The sequence below is a fragment of the Streptomyces sp. NPDC059816 genome (assembly GCF_042732055.1).
GTDB lineage: Bacteria > Actinomycetota > Actinomycetes > Streptomycetales > Streptomycetaceae > Streptomyces.
The window spans coordinates 1-20,983 of sequence record NZ_JBHWIQ010000019.1 but is presented as its reverse complement, the minus strand read 5'-3'; the positions used below and the strand labels follow the sequence as shown (position 1 = coordinate 20,983).

The following is a 20,983-nucleotide window of genomic DNA, read 5'->3' as shown; positions in this document are numbered from 1 at the left end:
GTCCGTGCGGCACGGGTCGGAGCCGCACCCTGCGTACGCTGGAGGCATGAGCACCCGTCCCGCGTCCGAGCCCCGAGACCCTCGACCTGCACTGATCTTCGACGACCCGCTGTCGCAGCCGGCGCCGGACGACTCGGACCGGGGCTGGGGTGGCGCCCCGGCGTCCAGCGGCGACGCCGCCTCCGACCTGGCGCGGTTCCTCGACGAGAAGCCGCCCCACCACCTCTGAATCCAGCGCCACACCCGGGGTGCCGGGCGTCCGTCACCGTGTCCGGAGCTGCCTGGGTCGGGGGAACGCCTCCCCGGTGACGCCAGGAGACGGTGCACGGCGTCCAGGACCCGGCGTCGGCTGAGCGCACGCGAGCCCCGCGCGCACCGGCCGACGAGGACGTCCACCAGGTCGCGCGGGGCTCGTCCCCGCTGAGCCGTTACTGCCGGCCGGTCCCCGGACCCGTAGCCGGACCGGTGCCTGTTCCCGGACCCGTGCCCGCTCCCGTTCCCGGGCCGCGCTGTGCCACCAGAGCGTCGCGGATCTCCTTGAGCACCTCCAGCTCGGACACCTCGATGACTTCCTGTGCGCCTTCCTTGGCGGCCTTGCGGTCCGCCTGACGCGCCAGGTACTTCGACATCGGCAGCACCATCAGGAAGTACACGACCGCCGCGGTGATCACGAAGGTGAGCGTCGCGCTGAGAACCGACCCCCACATGATCGGGATGCCGCTCGTGGCCGTTCCGGTCTTGGCGTCGTAGCTGCAGGGCCCCTTCAAGCAGGAGCTGTACGCGTCCAGGTTCTTGGTGCCGAACGCGCCGACGAGCGGGTTGATCACACCCTTCACCACGGAGTTCACGACGTTCGTGAACGCGGCGCCGATGACCACGGCCACCGCCAGGTCGATCACGTTCCCCCGCATGAGGAACGCCTTGAAGCCTTCCCAGATATTCGGCTTCTTCTTCTCGCTCACCAGGAGGCCCCTCTTCGCACGTACAGCTTGCGGAACAAACAACTCCGCAACCTACGTCAAGGCTCCGCCACCCTGTCCAATCCGGTGACGCGATGGAGTGACGTGAGAGTGAACGGATGGTGGCGATCGCTCCGAGGGCACTACGGGGCCACCGGTCGGTGTTCATCGCAGGACCACCGCCAGCCGGGACCCGCTGGTGCCCGCGAGTCGGGCCGCGGCGCTGCGGGTCGTCGCGAGGACCACCAAGACCCCGCCCTCCGCCGCGCCGTCTGCGGTCGGGGGCAGTTCGACCACGCGCACCCCGGCCGCCACGACCCTGCCGGACCGGCCCGAGGGGGTGCCGTCCGTCGCGATGACGTCGATGCGGTCGCCACGTTTCAGGAGCCGTGCGACCGCCGGATCGGCGATGCGTACCGGTGCGCGTACCCAGTCCGCCACGGCGGGCCGCTCCTGGGCCGGCTGGTGTTCCCGCGGGGCGGCAGGGTGGGCCTTCCCGTCCGCTCCGGCCGGGGGCAGACGCGGTTCGAGGGACAGCAGTGCGACCGCCGTGGCCACCAGGCACACCGCTGCGGCCCGCCGCCCGTGACGGGTGATCCTGCGCAACGGGGGGAGTCCGCCGCGAATCCGTACCGGAGGAAAGGGGGGCACCGCACTCGTCGGCGGGACCTCGCTGCCGACCGGCGGGGCCGTGGGCTCCTCCACGGTGCGGCGGCCTTCTGAGGGCGGCCACAGGTACCGGGAGGGTTGGGCCGCGGGGGGCCGGGAGACAGGGGGCGAGTGGGGATGCGGCACGGTTCACCACCGGGGAGGGAAGGACACGTTGCCGTCCACCTTGAGGGACGGGACGAATCCTTGCTGGCGCGTGTGGGCGACCCCGCTGTTGTGGATAACTGCCTCACCCGAACGGGCAGTTCCGCGAGGCGGAGGCCGCGGATCCTCCGAGCGCAGCGGACCCTGCTTCCGTACCCCCATGTGACTTCCGCCCCCGGAGCCACCAGAGTCCCGGAGCCCCCCGGATGTCCCGGTGTCCCCCCGGATGTCTCTGAGCCCCCAGGATGTTCCTGAGCCACCTGCGGCCCGTCGCCGCATCACCGGGTCAGGTGGTGCGGCGACGGGGCCGGTCCTACGGCAGTTCCACGCCCGGGTCCGTTCCGGCCAGGGCGCCCGTGCACAGGCAGTCCCGCTCAGCGTCCGCGGGGAGCCCGGCCACCGTGTCGAACAGGACCGTCCGGAGCCGGTCGACGTTCGTGGCGAAGACCTTGAGGACCTCCTCGTGCGAGACGCCGTCCCCGGTCTCCGCACCGGCGTCCAGGTCGGTCACCAGGGTCATCGAGGTGTAACAGAGCGCGAGCTCACGGGCGAGCACGGCCTCGGGGTGCCCGGTCATCCCGACCACGGACCAGCCCTGAGCGGCGTGCCACAGGGATTCCGCCCTGGTGGAGAACCGGGGGCCTTCGATCACCACCAGCGTGCCGCCGTCCACCGGTTCCCAGTCGAGGCTGCGGGCGGCCTTCACCGCGATGCGACGGCCCGTGGAGCAGTAGGGGTCGGCGAACGACACGTGGACGACGTTCGGAACGGTTCCGTCGGGGCGCGGAACGCCGTCGAAGTAGGTCTGCGCACGGGACTTCGTCCGGTCGACCAACTGGTCGGGGACGAGCAGGGTCCCCGGGCCGTACTCGGTCCGCAGCCCTCCCACCGCACACGGGCCGAGCACCTGCCGCACCCCCACGGACCGGAGGGCCCAGAGGTTGGCCCGGTAGTTGATGCGGTGCGGCGGCAGGTGGTGGCCGCGGCCGTGCCGGGGGAGGAAGGCGACCCGGCGGCCGGCGACCTCGCCGATGAAGAGTGCGTCGCTCGGAGCCCCGTAGGGGGTGTCGACGTGCACTTCGGTCACGTTGTCGAGGAAGGAGTAGAAGCCGGACCCGCCGATCACGCCGATCTCTGCTCGGTGTGCCGGTGAGGTGTCGGGCGCTGCGGTGTCCACCAGGAGGGGCGCGGTCGAGGTGTCGGCCGCCGTCGGCGCCGGGGCCTCCGGCGTGTTCCCACGGGCCGCTCGTGTCACGTTCGCCTTGTCTGCCATGGTCCGCACAGTAGCTGTGGGGGACAGCACGAAGGGACCCCGCGTCCTCGGACGGTCGGGGTCCCTCAGTGTGTGCGGCCCGCTACGGGGCCGGCGGGGCTTTCAGACGTGAGCCGGTGAGGTGCTCAAGCCGCGGACGAGCTGCTCGTGCTCGACGAGCTGCCCGACGAAGTGGACGTCGAGGTGCTTGACGAAGTGCTCGACGAGGACGTCGACGACTCGCTGGAACCGGAGGAACCGGAACCGGACGACTTCGACGCGGCGGCGGGTGAGCTGCTCGACGACGAACCGCGGCTGTCGTTGCGGTAGAAGCCGGATCCCTTGAAGACGATGCCGACGGCGGAGAACACCTTCTTGAGGCGGCCACTGCAGTTGGGGCACTCGGTCAGGGCGTCGTCGGTGAACTTCTGCACCGCTTCAAGGCCCTCGCCGCACTCGGTGCACTGGTACTGGTACGTCGGCACTTGCATCCTCCTGGCACTCTCACTCAATGAGTGCTAACGACGGTCCATAGTGACGTATTCCGTTGAATCAGTCCACCGGCACCGGTGTGCGGTGACCCACGCCACGTGCCACGGTCCGTTCGACGGCCGGTGCCGCGAGCCGGGAACGGAGGCTCACCAGGACCACCAGGGCGAGAGCGGTGCCCCCCATCGGCACTAGGAATCCGGCTCCGTCCCAGGCCCGGTCCTCCAGCTGGCCGGCGGTCGTGACCGCGGCGGCCTGACCGAGCGCGACGGCCGCGGTCAGCAGCGTGAACGCTTCGGTGCGGGCGGTCGGCGGGACGAGGCGTTCGACGAGCGTGTACCCGGTGACCAGTCCCGGGGCGATGCTCATGCCGATGAGGAGTCCGAGGCCCGCGAGCAGCACGGGCGACTGGGCGGCCCACAGCCCCGAGGTGGTGACGACCAGCGCGAGGTACCCCAGGACCAGTCGGTTGTGGGGCGCAGACTTCCAGGCGAGTGCCCCGCAGACCAGCCCGGCGAGCATGTTGCCCGCGGCGAACACGCCGTACAGCACACCGTTGAGGCCGGGCTCGCCGATCGACTGCGTGTAGGCGGCGAGGGAGACCTGGAGGCCGCCGAAGACGGTGCCGATGCCCAGGAAGGCGACGACCAGTACGCGTACGCCGGGCACCCGCAGGGCGGACGGGTGCTCCACGCGCGCGGGTGCACCGTTCACGCCCCGGACGCCCGTACCCGCAGCCGTACCTGTCTCCGCGCCCGTGTCTGCCAGCGCGTCGGCACCTGCCTCCGCGCCGCCGCGTCGCCGCGCGGGTACGGGTTCCGTGGCCTTCTGCGCGGCGAAGAGCAGACCGCCGACCAGGGTGAGGCCCGCCTCGGTGAGCAGTCCCGCGGCCGGGTGCACCGAGGTGCACAGCGCGGTCGCGAACAGTGGCCCCAGGACGAAGGTCAGCTCGTCCGTGACCGACTCGAAGGCCGCCGCGGTCGTCACGAGCGGTGACCCGTTCAGGGTCACCCCCCAGCGGGCGCGCACCATGGGGCCCACCTGCGGTACCGAGGCACCGGTCGGCACGGCTGCCACGAACAGCGTCCACAGCGGGGCGTCGGCCAGGGCGAGGGCCGTCAGGCCGACGACGGAGGCCGTGTGCAGCAGCACCCCGGGGATCAGGACCGTGCGCTGTCCGAAGCGGTCGGCGTACTTGCCGGCCAGCGGCCCGAACACCGCCATGGAGACGCCGGTGACTGCGGACACCGCGCCCGCGATGCCGTAGGAGTCCGTCGTGTGCTGGACCAGCAGGACGATCGAGATGATCAGCATGGCGAACGGGAGACGAGCGGCGAACCCGGGAAGCAGGAACGTCCAGGCGCCCGGTGTGCGCAGAAGCTGCCCGTAGCCGGGGCGGGCGGGCTTCGAGGTGACCGTGGGTGCCACGGCCCGTGCCTTTCTGCCGCCTGGTGACAGTGCCGCCGCGCGGGGCTGTCGAGAGCTGTCCTCTTGCGCGGAACTGCGGTAGATACCGGGCCGCCCACAGCGAAGGGGCATCGCGACGGCCGGCCGCCATACGGTCGCGCCAGCTCTGCATCAGGCAGAGTTGGTTCGATCAGAAGTGTCCGAGCATCGTACAGCGGGAAGCGGAGGCGGGCAGGCGAACGCGGATGAGGTACGTATCACTAGCGCTCGCCGGCCCGGTGGAGGCGCGCCGGCGCGTTCCTGTCGGGTTGAGCGCACGGTCGCGCGCCGGTACGCCTCCACCGGGCCGCTGGCACGCCGGTACGCCCAGTGCGCAGTAGATGGGGGCACCCCACCGCGCGCCCCAAGTCGCTGACGCCCCGAGTCGAGGGCCCCAAGCCGCGGCTCCCCGAGCCGAGGGTGCCCCGAGCCGAGGGCGCCCCCCATGCCGCGAGCGCCCCCGAGCCGAGGGCGCCGCGTCAGCGTCCCGTACCCAGCCAGCTGGCCAACTTGCCGCCCCGGCCCACCGCCCGCAGCCGAGCCTCCGCCGAGTCCCGGACCGGATCGGTCGCGACGACCAGGAGGTCGTCGCCGCGCCGCAGCACCGTCGACGGCAGCGGCACGAACGACTTGCCGTCCCGGACGACGAGGGTCACGGCGGACCCCGCGGGCAGGCGCAGCTCGTCCACCTCGACCCCGTGCATGCGCGAACCCTTGAGGATCTTCAGGGACAGCAGATGGCCTCGGAGCTGTTCCAGGGGCGCGGATTCGATGCCGAGGTCGGCGGCTTCGGAGTCCTCGCCCAGCCGGAGTTTTCGCGCCAGCCAGGGCAGGGTGGGCCCTTGGATGAGGGTGTAGACGACGACCAGCACGAACACGATGTTGAAGATCCGGCGGCTGTCCTCCACTCCGTTCACCATCGGGATGGTGGCCAGGATGATGGGGACGGCGCCGCGCAGGCCGGCCCAGGACATCAGGGCCTTCTCCTGCCAGGGCATGCGGAACGGCAGCAGGCTGAGGACCACCTCCAGTGGGCGGGCCACGGCCGTCAGGACGAGTCCGATGACGATGGCGGGCAGGATGTCGTCGGCGAGGTCGTGCGGGGTGACCAGCAGGCCGAGCAGGACGAACATGCCGATCTGCGCGATCCAGCCGAGCCCCTCGGCGAAGCCCCGGGTCGCGGGTGCGTGCGGCAGCTTGGCATTGCCGAGGACCATGGCCGCGAGGTAGACGGCGAGGAAGCCGCTGCCGTGGGCGAGGGCGCCCGCCGCGTAGGCGGTGACGGCGATGGCCATGACGGCGATGGGGTAGAGGCCGGACGCGGGCAGCGCCACGTGCCGCAGGGCGTAGCCGCCGAGGACGCCGACGGCGATGCCGATGGCCGCGCCGATGGCGAGTTCCAGGGTGATCTTGCCGAGGAGGACGTACCAGCTCTCGATGGGGCCGGCGGTCGAGAAGGCGACGACGAGGATCACCACGGGGGCGTCGTTGAAGCCGGACTCTGCTTCGAGGACACCGTTCACGCGGGAGGGCAGGGGCACCTTGCGGAGCACGGAGAACACGGCCGCCGCGTCGGTGGAGGACACCACCGCGCCGATGATCAGTGCCTGCCGCCACTCCAGTCCGACCAGGTAGTGCGCTGCCGTGGCGGTGATGCCGACGCTCACGGCCACACCGACCGTGGAGAGCACCGCCGCGGCGGGCAAGGCGGGTTTGATCTCCTTCCACTTCGTGCCCAGGCCGCCTTCGGCGAGGATCACGACCAGGGCCGCGTACCCGATGACCTGGGTCAACTCGGCGTTGTTGAAGCTGACGTTGCCGATGCCGTCCTGGCCGATGGCGACGCCGATGCCCAGGTAGACGAGCAGGCTCGGCAGCCCGCTGCGTGAGGAGATCCGGACCGCAGCCACCGCGATCAGCAGGACCAGTGAGCAGACGAGCAGAAGCTGGTTGAGGTGGTGAACGGTCAGTGGCCGAATCCTTTCTGCGCACAGTCTCGGTACTTCGTTACCTTACCTAATCGTTAACGCTTCCTTGACGCCCTCGTATGTTCGTATGGTCGGGGTTCCTGACTCCGCGTCCGGTGTGGTCACGCCCTGCGCCTATGGTTGCTCCAGTGTTTCCGTGTACGGCTGCCGAGACCGCGCCGCCCGATTGACCCCCTGCCGCTCGCGAAGGACAGCAAGGACAGCGATGCCCGCCAACACCACCGCCTCCTCCGGCCAGCAGGCCGACAGGTCCGTCAGGAAGAAGGGCCGGAAAGGCCGTTTGTTCGTCATCGTGCTGGTGCTGGCCATCGTGGCCGGGGTGGGCTACGGGGCCTACTGGAGCGTCAGTACGGTGCGTGCTTCCTTCCCGCAGACCAAGGGCTCCATCAAGCTCGCCGGACTCGCCGGGCCCGTCGACGTCAAGCGTGACGGCAACGGCATCCCCCAGGTCTACGCGTCCTCCGACGAGGACCTGTTCATGGCCCAGGGTTACGTACAGGCGCAGGACCGCTTCTGGGAGATGGACGTCAGGCGTCACACGACGTCCGGTCGGCTCTCCGAGATGTTCGGCAAGAGCCAGATCGAGACGGACGAGTTCCTGCGCACCCTCGGATGGCACCGGGTCGCGCAGGAGGAGTACGACTCCAAGCTCTCGCCCGAGACCAAGAAGTACCTCCAGGCGTACGCGAAGGGCGTCAACGCCTACCTCGCCGGCAAGGACGGCAAGGACATCTCGGTGGAGTACGCCGCGCTCGGCTTCACCAACGACTACGCGCCGCAGCCCTGGACGCCCGTCGACTCGGTGGCCTGGCTGAAGGCCATGGCCTGGGACCTGCGCGGCAACATGCAGGACGAGATCGACCGTTCCCTGATGACCAGCCGGCTCGGCCCGTCGCAGATCAAGGACCTGTACCCCGGCTACCCGTACGACCGGAACAAGCCGATCGTGCAGGAGGGCGCGTACGACGCCGCGAGCAAGACGTACGAGCCGAAGGGCACCGGCCAGCAGGGCCAGACCGGCCAGCAGGGCGTAGGGACCGGGTCGGGGACCGGATCGAGTGCGGCCGGCGGTGCTCAGGCCGCCACCGACGGCCTCCAGAGCCAACTCGCGGGCCTGTCCGAGGTCCTCGACGGCATCCCCGCGGTGTTCGGCCCCAACGGCAACGGCATCGGCTCCAACTCGTGGGTCATCGCCGGCAAGCACACCATCACGGGCAAGCCGCTGCTCGCGAACGACCCGCACCTGTCGCCGCAGCTGCCCTCGGTCTGGTACCAGATGGGCCTGCACTGCCGGGACGTCTCCGAGAACTGCTCGTACGACGTGTCCGGGTTCACCTTCGCGGGCATGCCGGGCGTGGTCATCGGCCACAACCAGGACATCTCCTGGGGCCTGACCAACCTGGGCGCCGACGTCACCGACCTGTACCTGGAGAAGTTCACCGGGGACGGCTACCAGTACGACGGCAAGGTGGTGCCCTTCAAGACGCGCAAGGAGACCATCCGGGTCGCCGGGGGCGAGTCGAAGCCGATCACCATCCGGGAGACCGAGAACGGCCCCCTGCTCTCCGACCGCAGCGACGAGCTCGGCACGGTCGGCAAGAAGGCCGCCGTCGACAGCTCGGCGCCCGACCGCGGTGACGGCTACGGCGTCTCGCTGCGCTGGACCGCCCTCACCCCCGGCAAGTCCATGGACGCGCTCTTCGCCATCAACCGGGCGAAGAACTGGAACGAGTTCCGCAAGGGCGCCGCCGACTTCGAGGTGCCCTCGCAGAACCTCGTCTACGCGGACACCGAGAACAACATCGGGTACCAGGCCCCCGGCCGGATCCCGCTGCGCGCCGAGGGCCACGACGGGTCGCTGCCCGCGCCCGGCTGGGACCCCGACTACCGCTGGACCGGATACATCGACCAGGACGCGCTGCCGTACGAGTACAACCCGGAGCGGGGGTACATCGTCACCGCGAACCAGGCGGTCGTCGACCCCGACAAGTACCCGCACGCGCTCACCTCCGACTGGGGCTACGGCGCGCGCAGCCAGCGCATCACCGACCTCATCGAGTCGAAGACCAAGGCCGGTGGAAAGATCTCCACCGAGGACATGCGGCAGATGCAGACCGACAACAGCAGCGAGATCGCCAAACTGCTGACGCCGATGCTGCTCAAGATCGACGTGTCCGACAAGCACGTGCGCGAGGCGCAGAAGCTGCTGGAGGGCTGGAACTACACCCAGTCGCCCGACTCCGCGGCGGCGGCCTACTTCAACGCCGTGTGGCGCAACGTCCTCAAGCTCACCTTCGGCCACAAGCTGCCCAAGGAACTGCGGGTCAAGGGCGAGTGCCTGTACGTGGAGCCCGCCGAGAACACCGGTCCCGCCGACGAGGACGTCCGGGTGCAGGAGTGCGGCGAGCGGGACGCGGACTCGGCGCAGCCGGACGGCGGCGACCGCTGGTTCGAGATCGTCCGGGGGATCGTCAAGGACGAGGACAACGGTTGGTGGAAGACGCCGTCCGACAAGGAGATCGACACCCGGGACGAGCTGTTCGCGCAGGCCCTGGAGGACGCGCGCTGGGAGCTGACCGCCGAGCTCGGCAAGGACATCGACAGCTGGAGCTGGGGCCGGTTGCACCAGCTCACGCTGGAGAACCAGACGCTGGGCACCGAGGGTCCCGACTTCCTGAAGTTCGCCCTCAACCGGGGTCCCTGGAACCTCGGCGGCGGCGAGGCCGCGGTCAACGCCACCGGTTGGAACGCGGCGGGCGGCTACGACGTCATCTGGGTGCCGTCGATGCGGATGGTGGTCAACCTCGACGACCTCGACAAGTCCAAGTGGATCAACCTGACCGGTGCCTCGGGCCACGCCTACAACGCCCACTACACCGATCAGACGGACAAGTGGGCCAGGGGCGAGCTGCTCGACTGGGCGTTCTCCGAGAAGGCCGTGGAGGAGACCACCGCGGACACGCTGTCGCTGCGGCCCTGACGCGGCCGGCGGCCGGGTGACCGTCCGAGCACAGGGAAGTGGCCCTGCACCGTCGGGTGCAGGGCCACTTCGCGTCCGCCGGGGAAGGGGGACCGGCGGCACGGGCATCAGCGGGCGAGTGAGCCGTCGGTGCAGTTCTGGACGATGCTGCTCGGGTCGGCGACGGTGGGCAACCCGCAGGTCCTGAGCACTTCCAGCCCCGTCTGCGCGGCTCCCGCGACGCCCTCCGAGGTGACGGGGCCGGCACTGACCGGGCTCTCGGCCGCCACGGCCGTGTGCGCGCCGGGCAGCAGGGCCCCGACGGCGAGGACGGCGGCGGTGGACAGGGTACGGAACGTCTTCGTCATGCCCAGCCAACAGTCCGCGACCGGTCGGGGGCACGCGCTCTCATCCGTCCGGGCGTGGCGGGTCGACCGGCGCGTCCCGCACCCGGTCCGTGCGCACGGGTCCGGAACCGCAGGCCCCGCCGCCGCACGACCTCCGCACGGCCGTCGCGCAGCCTTCCGCGGTGTCAACCGTGCTCCCGGAAACTCACCCTCACAGGTGGCCGTGGGCTCATGCGCGCCCCGGCGTTCCTCCGCCGGTCGGGAAGCGGCGGACCCCCGAGGGGGTGACCACCGCGTGTACCGGCCGGTCGTGCGCTTCGACTGGCACCCGTGCGACGACCTCGGTGTCGTACAGCAGCACCACCAGCCATGGATCGGCGCCGGCGCGCTCCAGCCGGGCGAGGACCCGGTCGTACGAGCCGCCGCCGCGGCCGAGGCGCATGCCGCGGTCGTCGACCGCGAGGCCGGGCAGCAGCACCGCGTCGGCCTCCAGGACCGCCTCCGGCCCGAGACGGGGGCCACCGGGTTCCCGCAGGGTCATGCGGGCCGTGCGGGGGACCGCGACGAGCGACCCCGGTCCCTCGTAGCACCCCCAGTCGAGGTCGTTGTCGTCCAGGAGCACCGGCAGCAGGACGCGCACCCCCCGCGCGCGGAGGTCGTCGAGGAGGGGAAGGGTGCCCGGTTCGTCACCGACGGAGACGTACGCGGCCACCGTGCGTGCCCGGGACAGCTCCATGAGGTCCCGTGCGCGCGCGGCCAGAACCAGCGACGTCCCCTCGACGTCATCCTGAGGCAACCCGCTCCTCATACTGAGGATCCGTCGTCGCAAACTGCGCTTGTCAGGCTCGGCCCCGCCGTCGGTCACGCTCATGATCGTCGTGCACGCCTTTCCATGTCCTGTCATATGCGGATCACTTATGTAGAGCTACAGAATCCCTACAATGCCACCGGTTAGGGTGACGTCCATGACTGAGTCGAACTCCAGGATCACCAAGGCCGTCATCCCCGCCGCCGGCCTCGGCACCCGCTTCCTGCCCGCCACCAAGGCCACTCCCAAGGAGATGCTGCCGGTCGTGGACAAACCGGCTATCCAGTACGTGGTCGAGGAAGCGGTGTCCGCGGGGCTGGACGACGTCCTGATGATCACCGGACGCAACAAGCGTCCCCTGGAGGACCACTTCGACCGCAACTACGAGCTGGAGGAAGCCCTCACCAAGAAGGGCGACCGGGCCCGGCTCGCGAAGGTCCAGGAGTCGAGCGACCTGGCCACCATGCACTACGTCCGCCAGGGCGACCCCCGGGGCCTCGGGCACGCCGTCCTGTGCGCGGCCCCCCACGTCGGTGACGAGCCCTTCGCGGTGCTGCTCGGCGACGACCTCATCGACCCCCGTGACCCGCTGCTCGCGCGCATGGTCGACATCCAGGAACGGCACGGCGGCAGCGTCGTCGCGCTCATGGAGGTCGCCCCCGAGCAGGTGCACCTCTACGGCTGTGCGGCCGTCGAGGCCACCGCCGAGCCGGACGTCGTCAAGGTGACCGGCCTGGTCGAGAAGCCCGACCCCGCGGAGGCGCCCAGCAACTTCGCCGTCATCGGCCGCTACGTACTGGACCCGCACGTCTTCGAGATACTCCGCTCCACCGAGCCCGGCCGCGGCGGCGAGATCCAGCTCACCGACGCCCTCCAGCAGCTCGCGCTGGACGAGAAGGTCGGCGGCCCGGTGCACGGCGTCGTCTTCACCGGCCGCCGCTATGACACCGGCGACCGCGGCGACTACCTGCGTGCCATTGTCAGACTCGCGTGCGAACGTGAGGACCTGGGCCCGGAGTTCCGGACCTGGCTGCGCGGTTACGTCACCGAGGAGATGTAGCGACTTGAGCGGAACGAGCACCGGCACCACCGACCAGGACCGGGTCTGGACGGTGGCGGAACACCTGGAGGACGTCCTCCAGACCGTCCGCCCCCTGGAACCCATCGAACTCCAGCTGCTCGACGCCCAGGGCTGCGTCCTCGTCGACGACGTCGTGGTGCCGGTGTCGCTCCCGCCCTTCGACAACAGCTCCATGGACGGGTACGCCGTCCGCACCGCCGACGTCGCGGGCGCCAGCGAGGAGTACCCGGCGGTCCTCACCGTCGTCGGGGACGTCGCCGCCGGACAGGGCGGACGACTCGCGGTGGGTCCCGGACAGGCCGCCCGCATCATGACCGGCGCCCCGCTGCCCCCCGGCGCCGAGGCCGTGGTCCCCGTGGAGTGGACCGACGGCGGGCTCGGCGGCGGCCCCGTCACCGGCATGCGGGCCCGCAGTGCCGCTCCCGAAGGGGCGACCGGCCAGGTGCGCGTGCACCGGACGGCACCCGCCGGGGCGCACATCCGCGCGCAGGGCAGCGACGTGCGCGCCGGTGATCTGGCGCTGACCGCCGGCACGGTGCTCGACGCCCCCCAGATCGCCCTGCTCGCCGCGATCGGACGGGGCACCGTACGGGTGCGCCCGCGGCCCCGCGTGGTGGTCCTCTCCACCGGCAGCGAACTCGTACCCCCCGGCGAACCGCTGGGCGAGGGGCAGATCTTCGACTCCAACAGCTACGCCCTGACCGCAGCGGCCCGCGCGGCGGGAGCCCTCGCCTACCGGGTCGGCGCCGTCGCCGACGACGCCGAGACGCTGCGCGCCACCATCGAGGACCAACTGATCCGCGCGGACCTCGTCGTCACCTCGGGCGGGGTCAGCGTGGGCGCCTACGACGTCGTCAAGGAAGCCCTGTCCTCGGTGCGCGACGAGGACGTCGCCGGCGGCGGGGTCGACTTCCGCGTGCTGGCCATGCAGCCCGGCAAACCGCAGGGGTTCGGTTCCATCGGCCCCGACCACACCCCCCTGCTCGCGCTGCCCGGCAACCCCGTGTCCTCGTACGTGTCCTTCGAACTGTTCGTCCGGCCCGCCATCCGCACCCTGATGGGCCTGTCCGACGTGCACCGGCCCACCGCCCGCGCGGTGCTGCGCGCCGACAAGACACTGACCTCGCCCGCCGGCCGCACCCAGTACCTGCGCGGACGCCATGACGTCGACACGGGCGAGGTGACCCCCGTCGGCGGGGCCGGATCGCACCTGGTTGCCGCCCTGGCGCACGCCGACGCGCTGATCGTGGTCCCGCGCGAGGTGACCTCGGTGGAGCCGGGCGAAGAGGTCGACGTCGTGCTGCTCGCCCGGGCCGCCGCGCCCGGTTGCGCATAACGGCCCCGCCCCGGGTGGGTCCTGGCCCGGAACACGCGCCCCGCGCGCGGTACGGTAGCCCGCACACAGGCTCCGCGCGCCGCACCGTGAGCGGGCCCGGACCGGGAGCGTCACAGCACATGACCGCGCATTCCCGGGGGGACACCCCCGGTACCTCCGCACAGGGCCGCCTCACGCACATCGACGAGGCCGGCGCGGCCCGCATGGTCGACGTCTCCGCCAAGGAGGTCACCACGCGCACCGCGCGCGCCAGCGGCCGGGTCCTGGTGAACGACCGGGTCGTCGCCCTGCTGCGTGGGGAGGGCGTGCCCAAGGGCGACGCACTCGCCACCGCCCGCATCGCCGGCATCATGGGCGCCAAACGGACGCCGGAGCTGATCCCCCTGTGCCATCCGCTGGCGCTGTCCGGGGTGAAGGTGGACCTGTCCGTCGCCGACGACGCCGTGGAGATCACCGCCACCGTGCGGACCACCGACCGCACGGGCGTCGAGATGGAGGCGCTCACCGCGGTCACGGTCGCCGCCCTCACGGTCGTGGACATGGTGAAGGCGGTCGACAAGGGCGCCGTCATCACGGAGGTCCGCGTCGAGGACAAGACCGGCGGAGCGTCGGGTGACTGGAGCCGGGCGTGAACACGGGCGCACACAGGGATGACGGCAGCGCGGGCCGTACGCGCGCGCCCTACAGGGCGCTGGTGGTGACGGCGTCCGGACGCGCAGCGGCGGGGGTGTACGCCGACCGTGGCGGTCCGCTGATCGTGGCGGCGCTCAGAGCGGCCGGCTTCACCGTCGACGACGCGCGCGTGGTCCCGGACGGCGACCCGGTCGAAGCCGCGCTCAGGGAGGGCGTGGCCGCCCGCTACGACGTGATCCTCACCACCGGCGGTACGGGCATCTCACCCACCGACCGCACCCCCGAGGCGACCGCCCGGGTCATCGACCACCCGGTGCCGGGCATCCCGGAGGCCATCCGCGCGTTCGGCCGCCGCACGGTGCCCACCGCCGCACTGTCCCGGGGCATCGCGGGCGTTGCGGACCGCACCCTCATCGTCAACCTGCCGGGTTCCACGGGCGGAGTGCGCGACGGACTCGCCGTACTGGAGCCCCTGTTGACGCATGCCGTCGACCAGTTGCGCGGCGGCGACCACCCCCTGCCGTCCACCGAGGACGGCGCGCCCGCCCGCGACGCCTCGGGTCACTCCGGTGCGACGGGCGAGGAGCCCGCGCCGGACGCCGGACCGATCGGGAGCCCACGCTGAACAGCTCCGCATGGCCCGTCCAGCTGGTGGACGGCGAGGTCGTCCTCCGACCGATAAAACTGCGTGACCAGCGCGCGTGGCGTGAGGTCAACCGGCGCAACCGGGACTGGCTGCGCCCCTGGGAGGCGACGATCCCGCCGCCCACCCCGAGCGGGCCGATCACCCACCGGCCCACGTACCGACAGATGGTGCGCCATCTGCGGGCCGAGGCCAACGCGGGACGGATGCTGCCCTTCGTCATCGAGTACCAGGGGCGGCTGGTGGGGCAGCTCACCGTCGCGGGCATCACCTGGGGCTCGATGTGCTCGGGCCACGTCGGCTACTGGGTTGACGAGGGCGTGGCGGGCCGGGGGGTCATGCCGACGGCGCTGGCGCTCGCCGTCGACCACGGCTTCCGCACGGTGGGACTGCACCGCATCGAGGTCTGCATCCGTCCGGAGAACGCCCCCAGCCGCCGGGTCGTGGAGAAACTCGGGTTCCGCGGTGAGGGACTCCGTCCGCGGTTCCTCCACATCGACGGTGCGTGGCGGGACCACCTGGTGTTCGCGCTCACCGCGGAGGAGGTGCCGGAAGGGTTGCTGTACCGCTGGCACCAACGCGGCCGTGCGCTGCGCGGGACGACCGGGGAGCACCCGTCGTCCACCCCGCACGAGCCGCCGAACCCCCCGAAGAATTGAATGCATGTTCGATATTGGTCGCGAAATTGTCATCCGAAGGCGCCAAGCGGGGCAATCGTGACCCCTGTTACCGAGCTGCTGATCGCATCAGTCGCAAAAAAAGTTCGGAATATGAGCTAGATCGTGCGACACACCGCCCCAATTGGCGGATGCCCCCGCGCAAAGACCTCTACGGTGTGAGACGTGAGCAGCAGCGGCCTCATCTACGCAGTCATCGTCGGGGCCTGGGCCGCCTACTTGGTGCCGATGTGGCTCCGTAGGCAAGACGAGCTGAACGAGGCCCGTCCGACGGAACGCTTCAGTACCGCCATCCGGCTCCTGTCCGGGCGGGCGGGCATGGAGCGCCGTTACGCCAAGGACCTGCGGGCGCGCTCGACCGAGGAGGACGAGCCGGTCGCCGGCCCCGGTCCGGCCCCGGACGGCGTCACCGACTCGGTGGACGTCCGGGCCTTCGCCATGCCTCCGGCACCCTCGCGCCAGGAGGTGGAGGCCGCGCTGGCCCGGCAGGAAGCAGCCCGCGAGGAAGCGGCCCGGCACGAGGCGGCCCGGCAGGAGGCCGTGCGCAAGGAGGCCGCCCGCAAGGAAGCCGAGGTCGCCCGCCAGGAGGCTGCCCGCCAGGAGGCGGAGCGCGATGACGCGGCGCGGCTGGAGGCGGCCCGCCAGGAAGCGGTGCGCCAGGAAGCCGTCCGCCAGGAGAAGGTGCGCCCCGCTCGGGCCGTGCGTCGCGGCGAGGTCCGTGCCGAGGTGCGCGGGAGCGACGGCGGCAGCGGCCGGGAGAACCGCGAGAACCGCGAGAACCGCGAGAATACGGAGCGCGGGAAGCGCAAGGCGCGCGAGGGAGCGCCCGCGCGCCCTCGCCCCACGGCCGAGGCCACCGCACGCGCCCGGCGCACGAAGGTGCTCGCGCGCCGCCGCCGCACCACGGTGATGCTCTTCCTCGCCTTCACCGCGGGGGCGGTCGTGGCCGCCGTCGGTGGCCTGGCCTTCCTCTGGGCGCCGGCGCTGCCCGCCGTGCTGCTCAGTGGGTACATCGCCTATCTGCGCCGACAGGAACGCCACCGGTTCGCGTACGTCATGGACCGTCGGAGTGCCGAGCTGGCCGCCCAGCGCTTGCGGGAGCGCCAGCCGCGCCGCCCCCAGGCCGAGGGCGCCACAGCCACCGGCCGGTCGGACCGTGCGGACCGTTCGGAGGGCGAACCGGTGGAGCCGGCGACCGACCCCGAGCTGTCGGCGCTGGCCGCCGACCGGCGGGCGTTGGTCGAGCAGACCGATCACGCCGAGTGGGTCGACCAGCAGCGCGAACCTCATCGGAGCCCGGGGCGGGGGGGCAGCTGGGACCCGGTCCCGGTGCCGCTGCCCACCTATGTGACCGCGCCGGTCGCCCCGCGCGCCACGGGTGGCGTGGACCTCGGCGCACCGGACGCGTGGAGCTCCGCCCGCTCCAGCGCCGCCGAACCGACGGCGCGCCGCACGGACCCGGGCGGGTCCCCGACCGCGGCGGGCGCCGTCGGCGCCGGTGACGACGGTGCTTCGGACGGTGCCGACTTCGAGGACGGCGACGAACGGTGCGACGCGCGCCGGGCCGCATCGGCGCGCCGCTCCCGTGAGCGGGGGCGCACACCGCTCTTCGACCAGTACGAGGAGAAGGAACGGCCCCGCGCGGCCAACGAGTGACCGCCGCCGGGGGCTCCCTTGTCCCCGTGCGCTCACGCGTGTTCGAGCTCCCGCCCCGTGCCCGGTGATCGGCCCGGGGCGGCCGGTTGATCAGCGCAGACCGGTCCGGGAGCGGATTTCCGAGCACCGTTGCGGGGGTGCTAGAGTTTCACCCGTTGCAAGGGCCTGTGGCGCAGTCCGGTAGCGCACCTCGTTCGCATCGAGGGGGTCAGGGGTTCGAATCCCCTCAGGTCCACAGCAAACGTCACGGGATCCCGTCCGATCGTTCAGATCGGGCGGGATCTTGTCGTTTCCGGGACTCGGTCGATGGCTGTTCCGAGCCTAGGGGCGTCGGGCGGTGACGAGGTAGTAGTCGAGGAGCCGTCGTTCGTAGGCCCTCAGGAAGTTCCGGGGCCAGGCGTCCGGCGTGTAGTGGCGGGACAGCCATGCGTCCCAGCCCGCCCAGACCTGCGGACCTATCGGCTCGACCCGCACCTCTGAGAGCCCGCTGGCTGTGAGCGCGTCCGCAAGCGTGGTCACCGGGCGGGCGATGTCCAGGCCGTTCGCGAAGGTCTCCAACAGCTGCGCGAGGTCCTCGCCCCGGCTCGGCGCGTCGTCCCCGGCGAAGAAGCTGGTGATGGCGACCCGCCCACCTGGGCGCAGCACGCGCGCCGTCTCGGCCGCGAAGGCCCCCAGGTCCGGGAAGTGTTGCACGGCCTCCACACTGACGACTACATCGAACTCGGCGTCTTCGAAGGGCATGAGCTCCGCTGCGCCCTGGACGAACCGCAGCCGCTCCGGCGCCTCTTTCAGGAGGTCCGCGTGTACCTCCTGGGCCCGCTTCAGCTGGGCGGGGTGGATGTCCATGCCGGTGACCTCGGCGGGACGGCGCTCGGACAGGGCGAGGGCGCAGCCCATGCCGAGCCCGCTGCCCACTTCGAGGAGCCGTAGTTGCTGCAGTGGCCCTGCGGCGTCCAGGACTCGTCGATAGAGATCCTGCTGGCTGCGGATTCGATCCGCCTCGCTGAGCGGGGCGTCCAAGTCGATTCCACGCCAGTATCCGAAGTTGATGAACCCGCCGGCGAAGATCGGCTCCCCGCCCAAGTCTGCCGGCCCGTAGACCTCTTGCACCGCGGGCCGCATGACGGGGAAGGAATCCTGGGTATCGAATGCCACGTGGTGACACCTCCGGGAAGGATGCGAACACAACCGTACCGACGTGCCCAGTCTGGCACCGTTCGCGGGCCGTCAGTCCCGGTCGCCCAGGTCCAGGCGGTCGATCAGTCCGGCCTCGGTGAACGCGGCGACCAACTGGTCACGGCCCTCGGTGAAGTGCGCCCAGCTGTCGTAGTGGACGGGGACCACCCGGCGGGCGCCGAGGATGGTGGCGGCCTCGGTGGCCCGCGCGCTGTCCAGGACGATCGGTGCGCCGCCGAAGAGGGCGGGGAAGCGGGGGGCGCCGGCGAACAGGACGGCGGTGTCCACCGGGCCGAAGCGTTCGGCGATCTGCCTGACCGGTTCGAGTGCTGCGTTGTCGCCGCTGACGTAGATCGTGGGCAGGCCCTCCCCGGTGAGGACGAAACCGACGACCTGGCCGGTGATCGGTTCGATGTCCTCGCGGGCGCCGGGACCGTGGAGGGCGGGCACGCCCGTGACGGTGACGGTGCCGCCGTCGGGGCGGTCGAGTGCGACCGACTCCCAGTCGGCCAGTCCCTTGGCCCCCTTGCCCAGGCGCTCCCCGCCGCCGGGGGTGGTGAGGGTGAGCGGGACGTCGGCGAGGAGTGCGCGGCCGGAGGTGTCGAGGTTGTCGGGGTGCTCGTCGTGCGAGAGCAGGACCACGTCGACGGGGCCGAGGTCGGCCGGTGCGGCGGAGGAGGGTGCCGTCTTGGTGAGTCGGCCGCCCGGTATGGGGTAGTCGCCGGGGGCGTCGAAGGTCGGATCGGTCAGGAAGCGCAGGCCGCCGTAGGAGAAGAGGGCGGTCGGGCCGCCGAAGACGCGGACGGGGATCTGCTCGGGGGACGTGCCAGTACGGGCCATGGCGAAACCTCACGGATAGGTAGCGGCTGTTCCGTGATGGACAGTAGTGATGTCTCACGGAAGAGCGCAAGCTGTACCATGAGGTTCATGAGTGAGGCCCCGACCGTCGAGCCCGTGCTGCCGCCCGCTCCCGGGGCGGAGGACCATCTCGCCCTCGACTTCGTCAACAGCGCCGTCGCGCTGCCCGGCGGGCACTTCGTCGACTTCCTCGGCACTCCGCGGGGCACCAATCGGTGGCTCGCCGAACGCGGCCTCGCTCCGGCCGATGCCGGGGTGCAGGAGATGTGCGCGACGCAACTGCGCTCGCTGCGCGAGAACGTCAGGGCCCTGTTCTCCGCCCGGGTGATCGGGGTGCCCGCCCTGCCGGCGGCCCTGTCCGCCGTCAATGACGCGTTGAGTCGGGCTCCCACGGCCGCGCTGCTGCACTGGGACGAGAAGAGCGGCCCCTACCGCGCGGTGCCGTGCCCCACCAACGAGGTGCTCGACCGTGCGCTGGCGACCCTCGCGGCCAATGCGGCCGACCTCCTCACCGGGCCCGACGCCGAACGCCTCACCGCCTGCGGCTCCACCCCCTGCAACCGCTACCTGCTGTCCCACGGTCGCCGCCAATGGTGCTCCACCCGGTGCGGCGACCGCGCCCGTGCCGCCCGCGCCTACGCCCGACGGGCCCGGCCGAAGTCGGACTGAGGCGGGGGCCGCAGTCGGGGGCGGGGGCGGCCAGGGTGACGGTGGCAGTGGCGTACGCCACTGCGTGGGGGGTGGGGGTGTCCACTACTGTGCCTAGTGGGCCGTGACTGGCGCTTGGGTGGGGCACCACCGGGGAGCGGCCTGACGACAGCGTCGATGCCGTGCGCCTGGGCAAGTGGTCCACCACGCCTGGGAGGCGACTGTGTCCCCTGTGTCCCCTATGTCCCCGACCTCGACGGCGCGACTCATGGACGGCACCGGCCTCGCCCGACGCCTCGTCGACGAGACCGCCGCCAGAGCCGCCGAACTCACCCGCCGCACCGGAACCGCCCCGTGCCTGGCGACCGTACTGGTGGGCGACGACCCCGCCTCGGTCACGTACGTACGGATGAAGCAGAACCGCAGCGCCAAGGCCGGTGTGTTGTCCCGGCACGTCGGGCTGCCCGCCGACACCAGCACCGCGGAACTCGTCGACACGCTCACCGCGTTGTCCCACGACCCGAACGTGCACGGCATCCTGCTCCAGCACCCCGCCGGACGGCACATCGACGAGCGGGCGGCGTTCGAGGCCATCGCCCCGGAGAAGGACGTCGACGGGGTGACGATGCACTCCTTCGCCGCGATGGGCTTCGGGCTGCCCGGCTTCGTGTCGTGCACTCCGGGCGGCATCATGCGGCTGCTCGCCGCGTACGAGGTCGAACTGGCCGGCAAGCACGCGGTCGTGGTGGGGCGCAGTGCGATCCTGGGCAAGCCGGTGGGCATGTTGCTGCTCAGTCAGGACGCCACGGTGACGTACTGCCACTCCCGCACCGCGAACCTGTCCGCGCACGTCCGGGAGGCGGACGTCGTGGTGGCGGCCGTGGGGGTGCCCGAGTTGATCCGGGGTGCGGACATCAAGCCGGGCGCGGTGGTGATCGACGCCGGGTACAACCCGGGCAACGTCGGTGACGTGGAGTTCGAGGCCGCCCGCACCCGGGCCGCTCTGATCACGCCCGTTCCCGGCGGGGTCGGGCCGATGACCATCGCGGTGCTGCTGGCCCAGACGGTGGACGCCGCGGAACGCCAGAGCGCCGGGTGACCGTACCGGTCGCGGTGCGCCTCAGAAAGTGTTGGGTAACCGGGTGATCACTCGTTCTTGAGATCGTCGGCGAGGCGGCGGGCTGCTTCGGTCTCGATGGGGCCGCGTGGTTCGA

20 protein-coding genes, 1 tRNA gene and 1 riboswitch are annotated in these 20,983 nt (G+C 71.5%); of the genes, 11 read left to right on the top strand and 10 right to left on the bottom strand.

All coding sequences use genetic code 11. From position 1 onward, the window contains the following. Positions 1 to 46 precede the first annotated feature (46 nt). Complete coding sequence (locus ACFV88_RS24140) at positions 47 to 229, top strand: hypothetical protein (RefSeq protein WP_385493916.1); 183 nt, start codon at positions 47 to 49, stop codon at positions 227 to 229. Between the two features lie 199 nt (positions 230 to 428). Here ACFV88_RS24140 and ACFV88_RS24135 read toward each other — a convergent pair whose 3' ends face one another. The 6 genes from ACFV88_RS24135 to ACFV88_RS24110 all read right to left on the bottom strand — a co-directional run bounded on the left by ACFV88_RS24135 (position 429) and on the right by ACFV88_RS24110 (position 6,953). Continuing rightward, positions 429 to 965: an MscL family protein gene (locus tag ACFV88_RS24135; RefSeq protein WP_385494072.1), complete on the bottom strand. Its 537-nt coding sequence runs from the start codon at positions 963 to 965 to the stop codon at positions 429 to 431. Between the two features lie 159 nt (positions 966 to 1,124). Beyond that, positions 1,125 to 1,664, bottom strand: coding sequence for a hypothetical protein (locus ACFV88_RS24130; RefSeq protein ID WP_385493915.1), 540 nt, complete (start codon positions 1,662 to 1,664; stop codon positions 1,125 to 1,127). A gap of 421 nt (positions 1,665 to 2,085) precedes the next feature. After that, complete coding sequence (locus ACFV88_RS24125; RefSeq protein ID WP_385493913.1) at positions 2,086 to 3,045, bottom strand: S-methyl-5'-thioadenosine phosphorylase; 960 nt, start codon at positions 3,043 to 3,045, stop codon at positions 2,086 to 2,088. Between the two features lie 125 nt (positions 3,046 to 3,170). Beyond that, entirely contained in the window at positions 3,171 to 3,509 is a 339-nt protein-coding gene (locus ACFV88_RS24120; protein WP_385493912.1) for an FmdB family zinc ribbon protein, read from the bottom strand. 67 nt (positions 3,510 to 3,576) lie between these two features. Further along, positions 3,577 to 4,941 (bottom strand): MFS transporter, encoded by a 1,365-nt coding sequence (locus tag ACFV88_RS24115; RefSeq protein ID WP_385493911.1) that lies wholly within the window; start codon positions 4,939 to 4,941, stop codon positions 3,577 to 3,579. Positions 4,942 to 5,438: 497 nt separating this feature from the next. Beyond that, positions 5,439 to 6,953, bottom strand: a complete 1,515-nt coding sequence (locus tag ACFV88_RS24110; RefSeq protein WP_385494071.1) for a potassium/proton antiporter — start codon at positions 6,951 to 6,953, stop codon at positions 5,439 to 5,441. Between the two features lie 199 nt (positions 6,954 to 7,152). Here ACFV88_RS24110 and ACFV88_RS24105 point away from each other — a divergent pair, with 199 nt between their 5' ends. Continuing rightward, positions 7,153 to 9,927 (top strand): penicillin acylase family protein, encoded by a 2,775-nt coding sequence (locus ACFV88_RS24105; RefSeq protein WP_385493910.1) that lies wholly within the window; start codon positions 7,153 to 7,155, stop codon positions 9,925 to 9,927. A 107-nt stretch (positions 9,928 to 10,034) separates the two neighbouring features. Here the strand turns inward: ACFV88_RS24105 and ACFV88_RS24100 are convergent, their stop codons facing one another. Next, positions 10,035 to 10,274, bottom strand: a complete 240-nt coding sequence (locus tag ACFV88_RS24100; RefSeq protein ID WP_385493908.1) for a hypothetical protein — start codon at positions 10,272 to 10,274, stop codon at positions 10,035 to 10,037. A 208-nt stretch (positions 10,275 to 10,482) separates the two neighbouring features. Next, positions 10,483 to 11,124: a 5-formyltetrahydrofolate cyclo-ligase gene (locus tag ACFV88_RS24095; protein ID WP_385494070.1), complete on the bottom strand. Its 642-nt coding sequence runs from the start codon at positions 11,122 to 11,124 to the stop codon at positions 10,483 to 10,485. A gap of 94 nt (positions 11,125 to 11,218) precedes the next feature. On the opposite strand from ACFV88_RS24095, the gene galU reads away from it, so the two are divergent. The 7 genes from galU (at position 11,219) to ACFV88_RS24060 (ending at position 17,322) form a co-directional block, all read left to right on the top strand. Beyond that, positions 11,219 to 12,121: a UTP--glucose-1-phosphate uridylyltransferase GalU gene (gene galU / locus ACFV88_RS24090; protein WP_385493907.1), complete on the top strand. Its 903-nt coding sequence runs from the start codon at positions 11,219 to 11,221 to the stop codon at positions 12,119 to 12,121. Between the two features lie 4 nt (positions 12,122 to 12,125). Further along, a complete protein-coding gene (gene glp, locus ACFV88_RS24085; RefSeq protein ID WP_385493906.1) occupies positions 12,126 to 13,478 on the top strand; it encodes a gephyrin-like molybdotransferase Glp in 1,353 nt (450 codons plus the stop codon). 119 nt (positions 13,479 to 13,597) lie between these two features. Beyond that, entirely contained in the window at positions 13,598 to 14,110 is a 513-nt protein-coding gene (moaC, locus tag ACFV88_RS24080; protein WP_385493905.1) for a cyclic pyranopterin monophosphate synthase MoaC, read from the top strand. Continuing rightward, positions 14,107 to 14,736 carry a molybdenum cofactor biosynthesis protein B gene (locus ACFV88_RS24075; RefSeq protein ID WP_385493904.1) on the top strand — a complete coding sequence of 210 codons (630 nt, stop codon included), beginning with the start codon at positions 14,107 to 14,109 and terminating at the stop codon, positions 14,734 to 14,736. Before moaC ends, ACFV88_RS24075 begins: the two co-directional genes overlap by 4 nt. A gap of 23 nt (positions 14,737 to 14,759) precedes the next feature. Continuing rightward, entirely contained in the window at positions 14,760 to 15,413 is a 654-nt protein-coding gene (locus tag ACFV88_RS24070) for a GNAT family N-acetyltransferase (RefSeq protein ID WP_385494069.1), read from the top strand. A 183-nt stretch (positions 15,414 to 15,596) separates the two neighbouring features. After that, positions 15,597 to 17,087, top strand: coding sequence for a gephyrin-like molybdotransferase receptor GlpR (glpR, locus tag ACFV88_RS24065; RefSeq protein ID WP_385493902.1), 1,491 nt, complete (start codon positions 15,597 to 15,599; stop codon positions 17,085 to 17,087). A gap of 161 nt (positions 17,088 to 17,248) precedes the next feature. Beyond that, positions 17,249 to 17,322, top strand: a tRNA-Ala gene (locus ACFV88_RS24060). Positions 17,323 to 17,408: 86 nt separating this feature from the next. Here ACFV88_RS24060 and ACFV88_RS24055 read toward each other — a convergent pair. Both ACFV88_RS24055 and ACFV88_RS24050 read right to left on the bottom strand, forming a co-directional pair. Then, positions 17,409 to 18,242, bottom strand: coding sequence for a class I SAM-dependent methyltransferase (locus ACFV88_RS24055; protein ID WP_385493901.1), 834 nt, complete (start codon positions 18,240 to 18,242; stop codon positions 17,409 to 17,411). Between the two features lie 72 nt (positions 18,243 to 18,314). After that, the gene (locus ACFV88_RS24050; RefSeq protein WP_385493900.1) at positions 18,315 to 19,103 is read right to left on the bottom strand and encodes an MBL fold metallo-hydrolase; all 789 of its coding nucleotides are present in this window, start codon (positions 19,101 to 19,103) and stop codon (positions 18,315 to 18,317) included. 87 nt (positions 19,104 to 19,190) lie between these two features. Between ACFV88_RS24050 and ACFV88_RS24045 the strand changes: the two genes are divergently transcribed. Beyond that, positions 19,191 to 19,790 (top strand): CGNR zinc finger domain-containing protein, encoded by a 600-nt coding sequence (locus ACFV88_RS24045; protein ID WP_385493899.1) that lies wholly within the window; start codon positions 19,191 to 19,193, stop codon positions 19,788 to 19,790. A 93-nt stretch (positions 19,791 to 19,883) separates the two neighbouring features. Then, positions 19,884 to 19,970: riboswitch (ZMP/ZTP riboswitch) on the top strand. Positions 19,971 to 20,010: 40 nt separating this feature from the next. After that, on the top strand, positions 20,011 to 20,868 hold the full coding sequence (locus tag ACFV88_RS24040) for a bifunctional 5,10-methylenetetrahydrofolate dehydrogenase/5,10-methenyltetrahydrofolate cyclohydrolase (RefSeq protein ID WP_385493898.1): 858 nt from the start codon (positions 20,011 to 20,013) through the stop codon (positions 20,866 to 20,868). Positions 20,869 to 20,983: the final 115 nt, after the last annotated feature.

Coding starts and splice junctions, on each gene's coding strand:
- ACFV88_RS24105 (WP_385493910.1), top strand. CDS start 7,153: ATGCCCGCCAACACCACCGCCTCCTCCGGCCAGCAGGCCGACAGGTCC.
- ACFV88_RS24095 (WP_385494070.1), bottom strand. CDS start 11,124: ATGAGCGTGACCGACGGCGGGGCCGAGCCTGACAAGCGCAGTTTGCGA.
- ACFV88_RS24100 (WP_385493908.1), bottom strand. CDS start 10,274: ATGACGAAGACGTTCCGTACCCTGTCCACCGCCGCCGTCCTCGCCGTC.
- ACFV88_RS24140 (WP_385493916.1), top strand. CDS start 47: ATGAGCACCCGTCCCGCGTCCGAGCCCCGAGACCCTCGACCTGCACTG.
- ACFV88_RS24125 (WP_385493913.1), bottom strand. CDS start 3,045: ATGGCAGACAAGGCGAACGTGACACGAGCGGCCCGTGGGAACACGCCG.
- ACFV88_RS24040 (WP_385493898.1), top strand. CDS start 20,011: ATGTCCCCGACCTCGACGGCGCGACTCATGGACGGCACCGGCCTCGCC.
- galU (WP_385493907.1), top strand. CDS start 11,219: ATGACTGAGTCGAACTCCAGGATCACCAAGGCCGTCATCCCCGCCGCC.
- ACFV88_RS24050 (WP_385493900.1), bottom strand. CDS start 19,103: ATGGCCCGTACTGGCACGTCCCCCGAGCAGATCCCCGTCCGCGTCTTC.
- moaC (WP_385493905.1), top strand. CDS start 13,598: ATGACCGCGCATTCCCGGGGGGACACCCCCGGTACCTCCGCACAGGGC.
- ACFV88_RS24045 (WP_385493899.1), top strand. CDS start 19,191: ATGAGTGAGGCCCCGACCGTCGAGCCCGTGCTGCCGCCCGCTCCCGGG.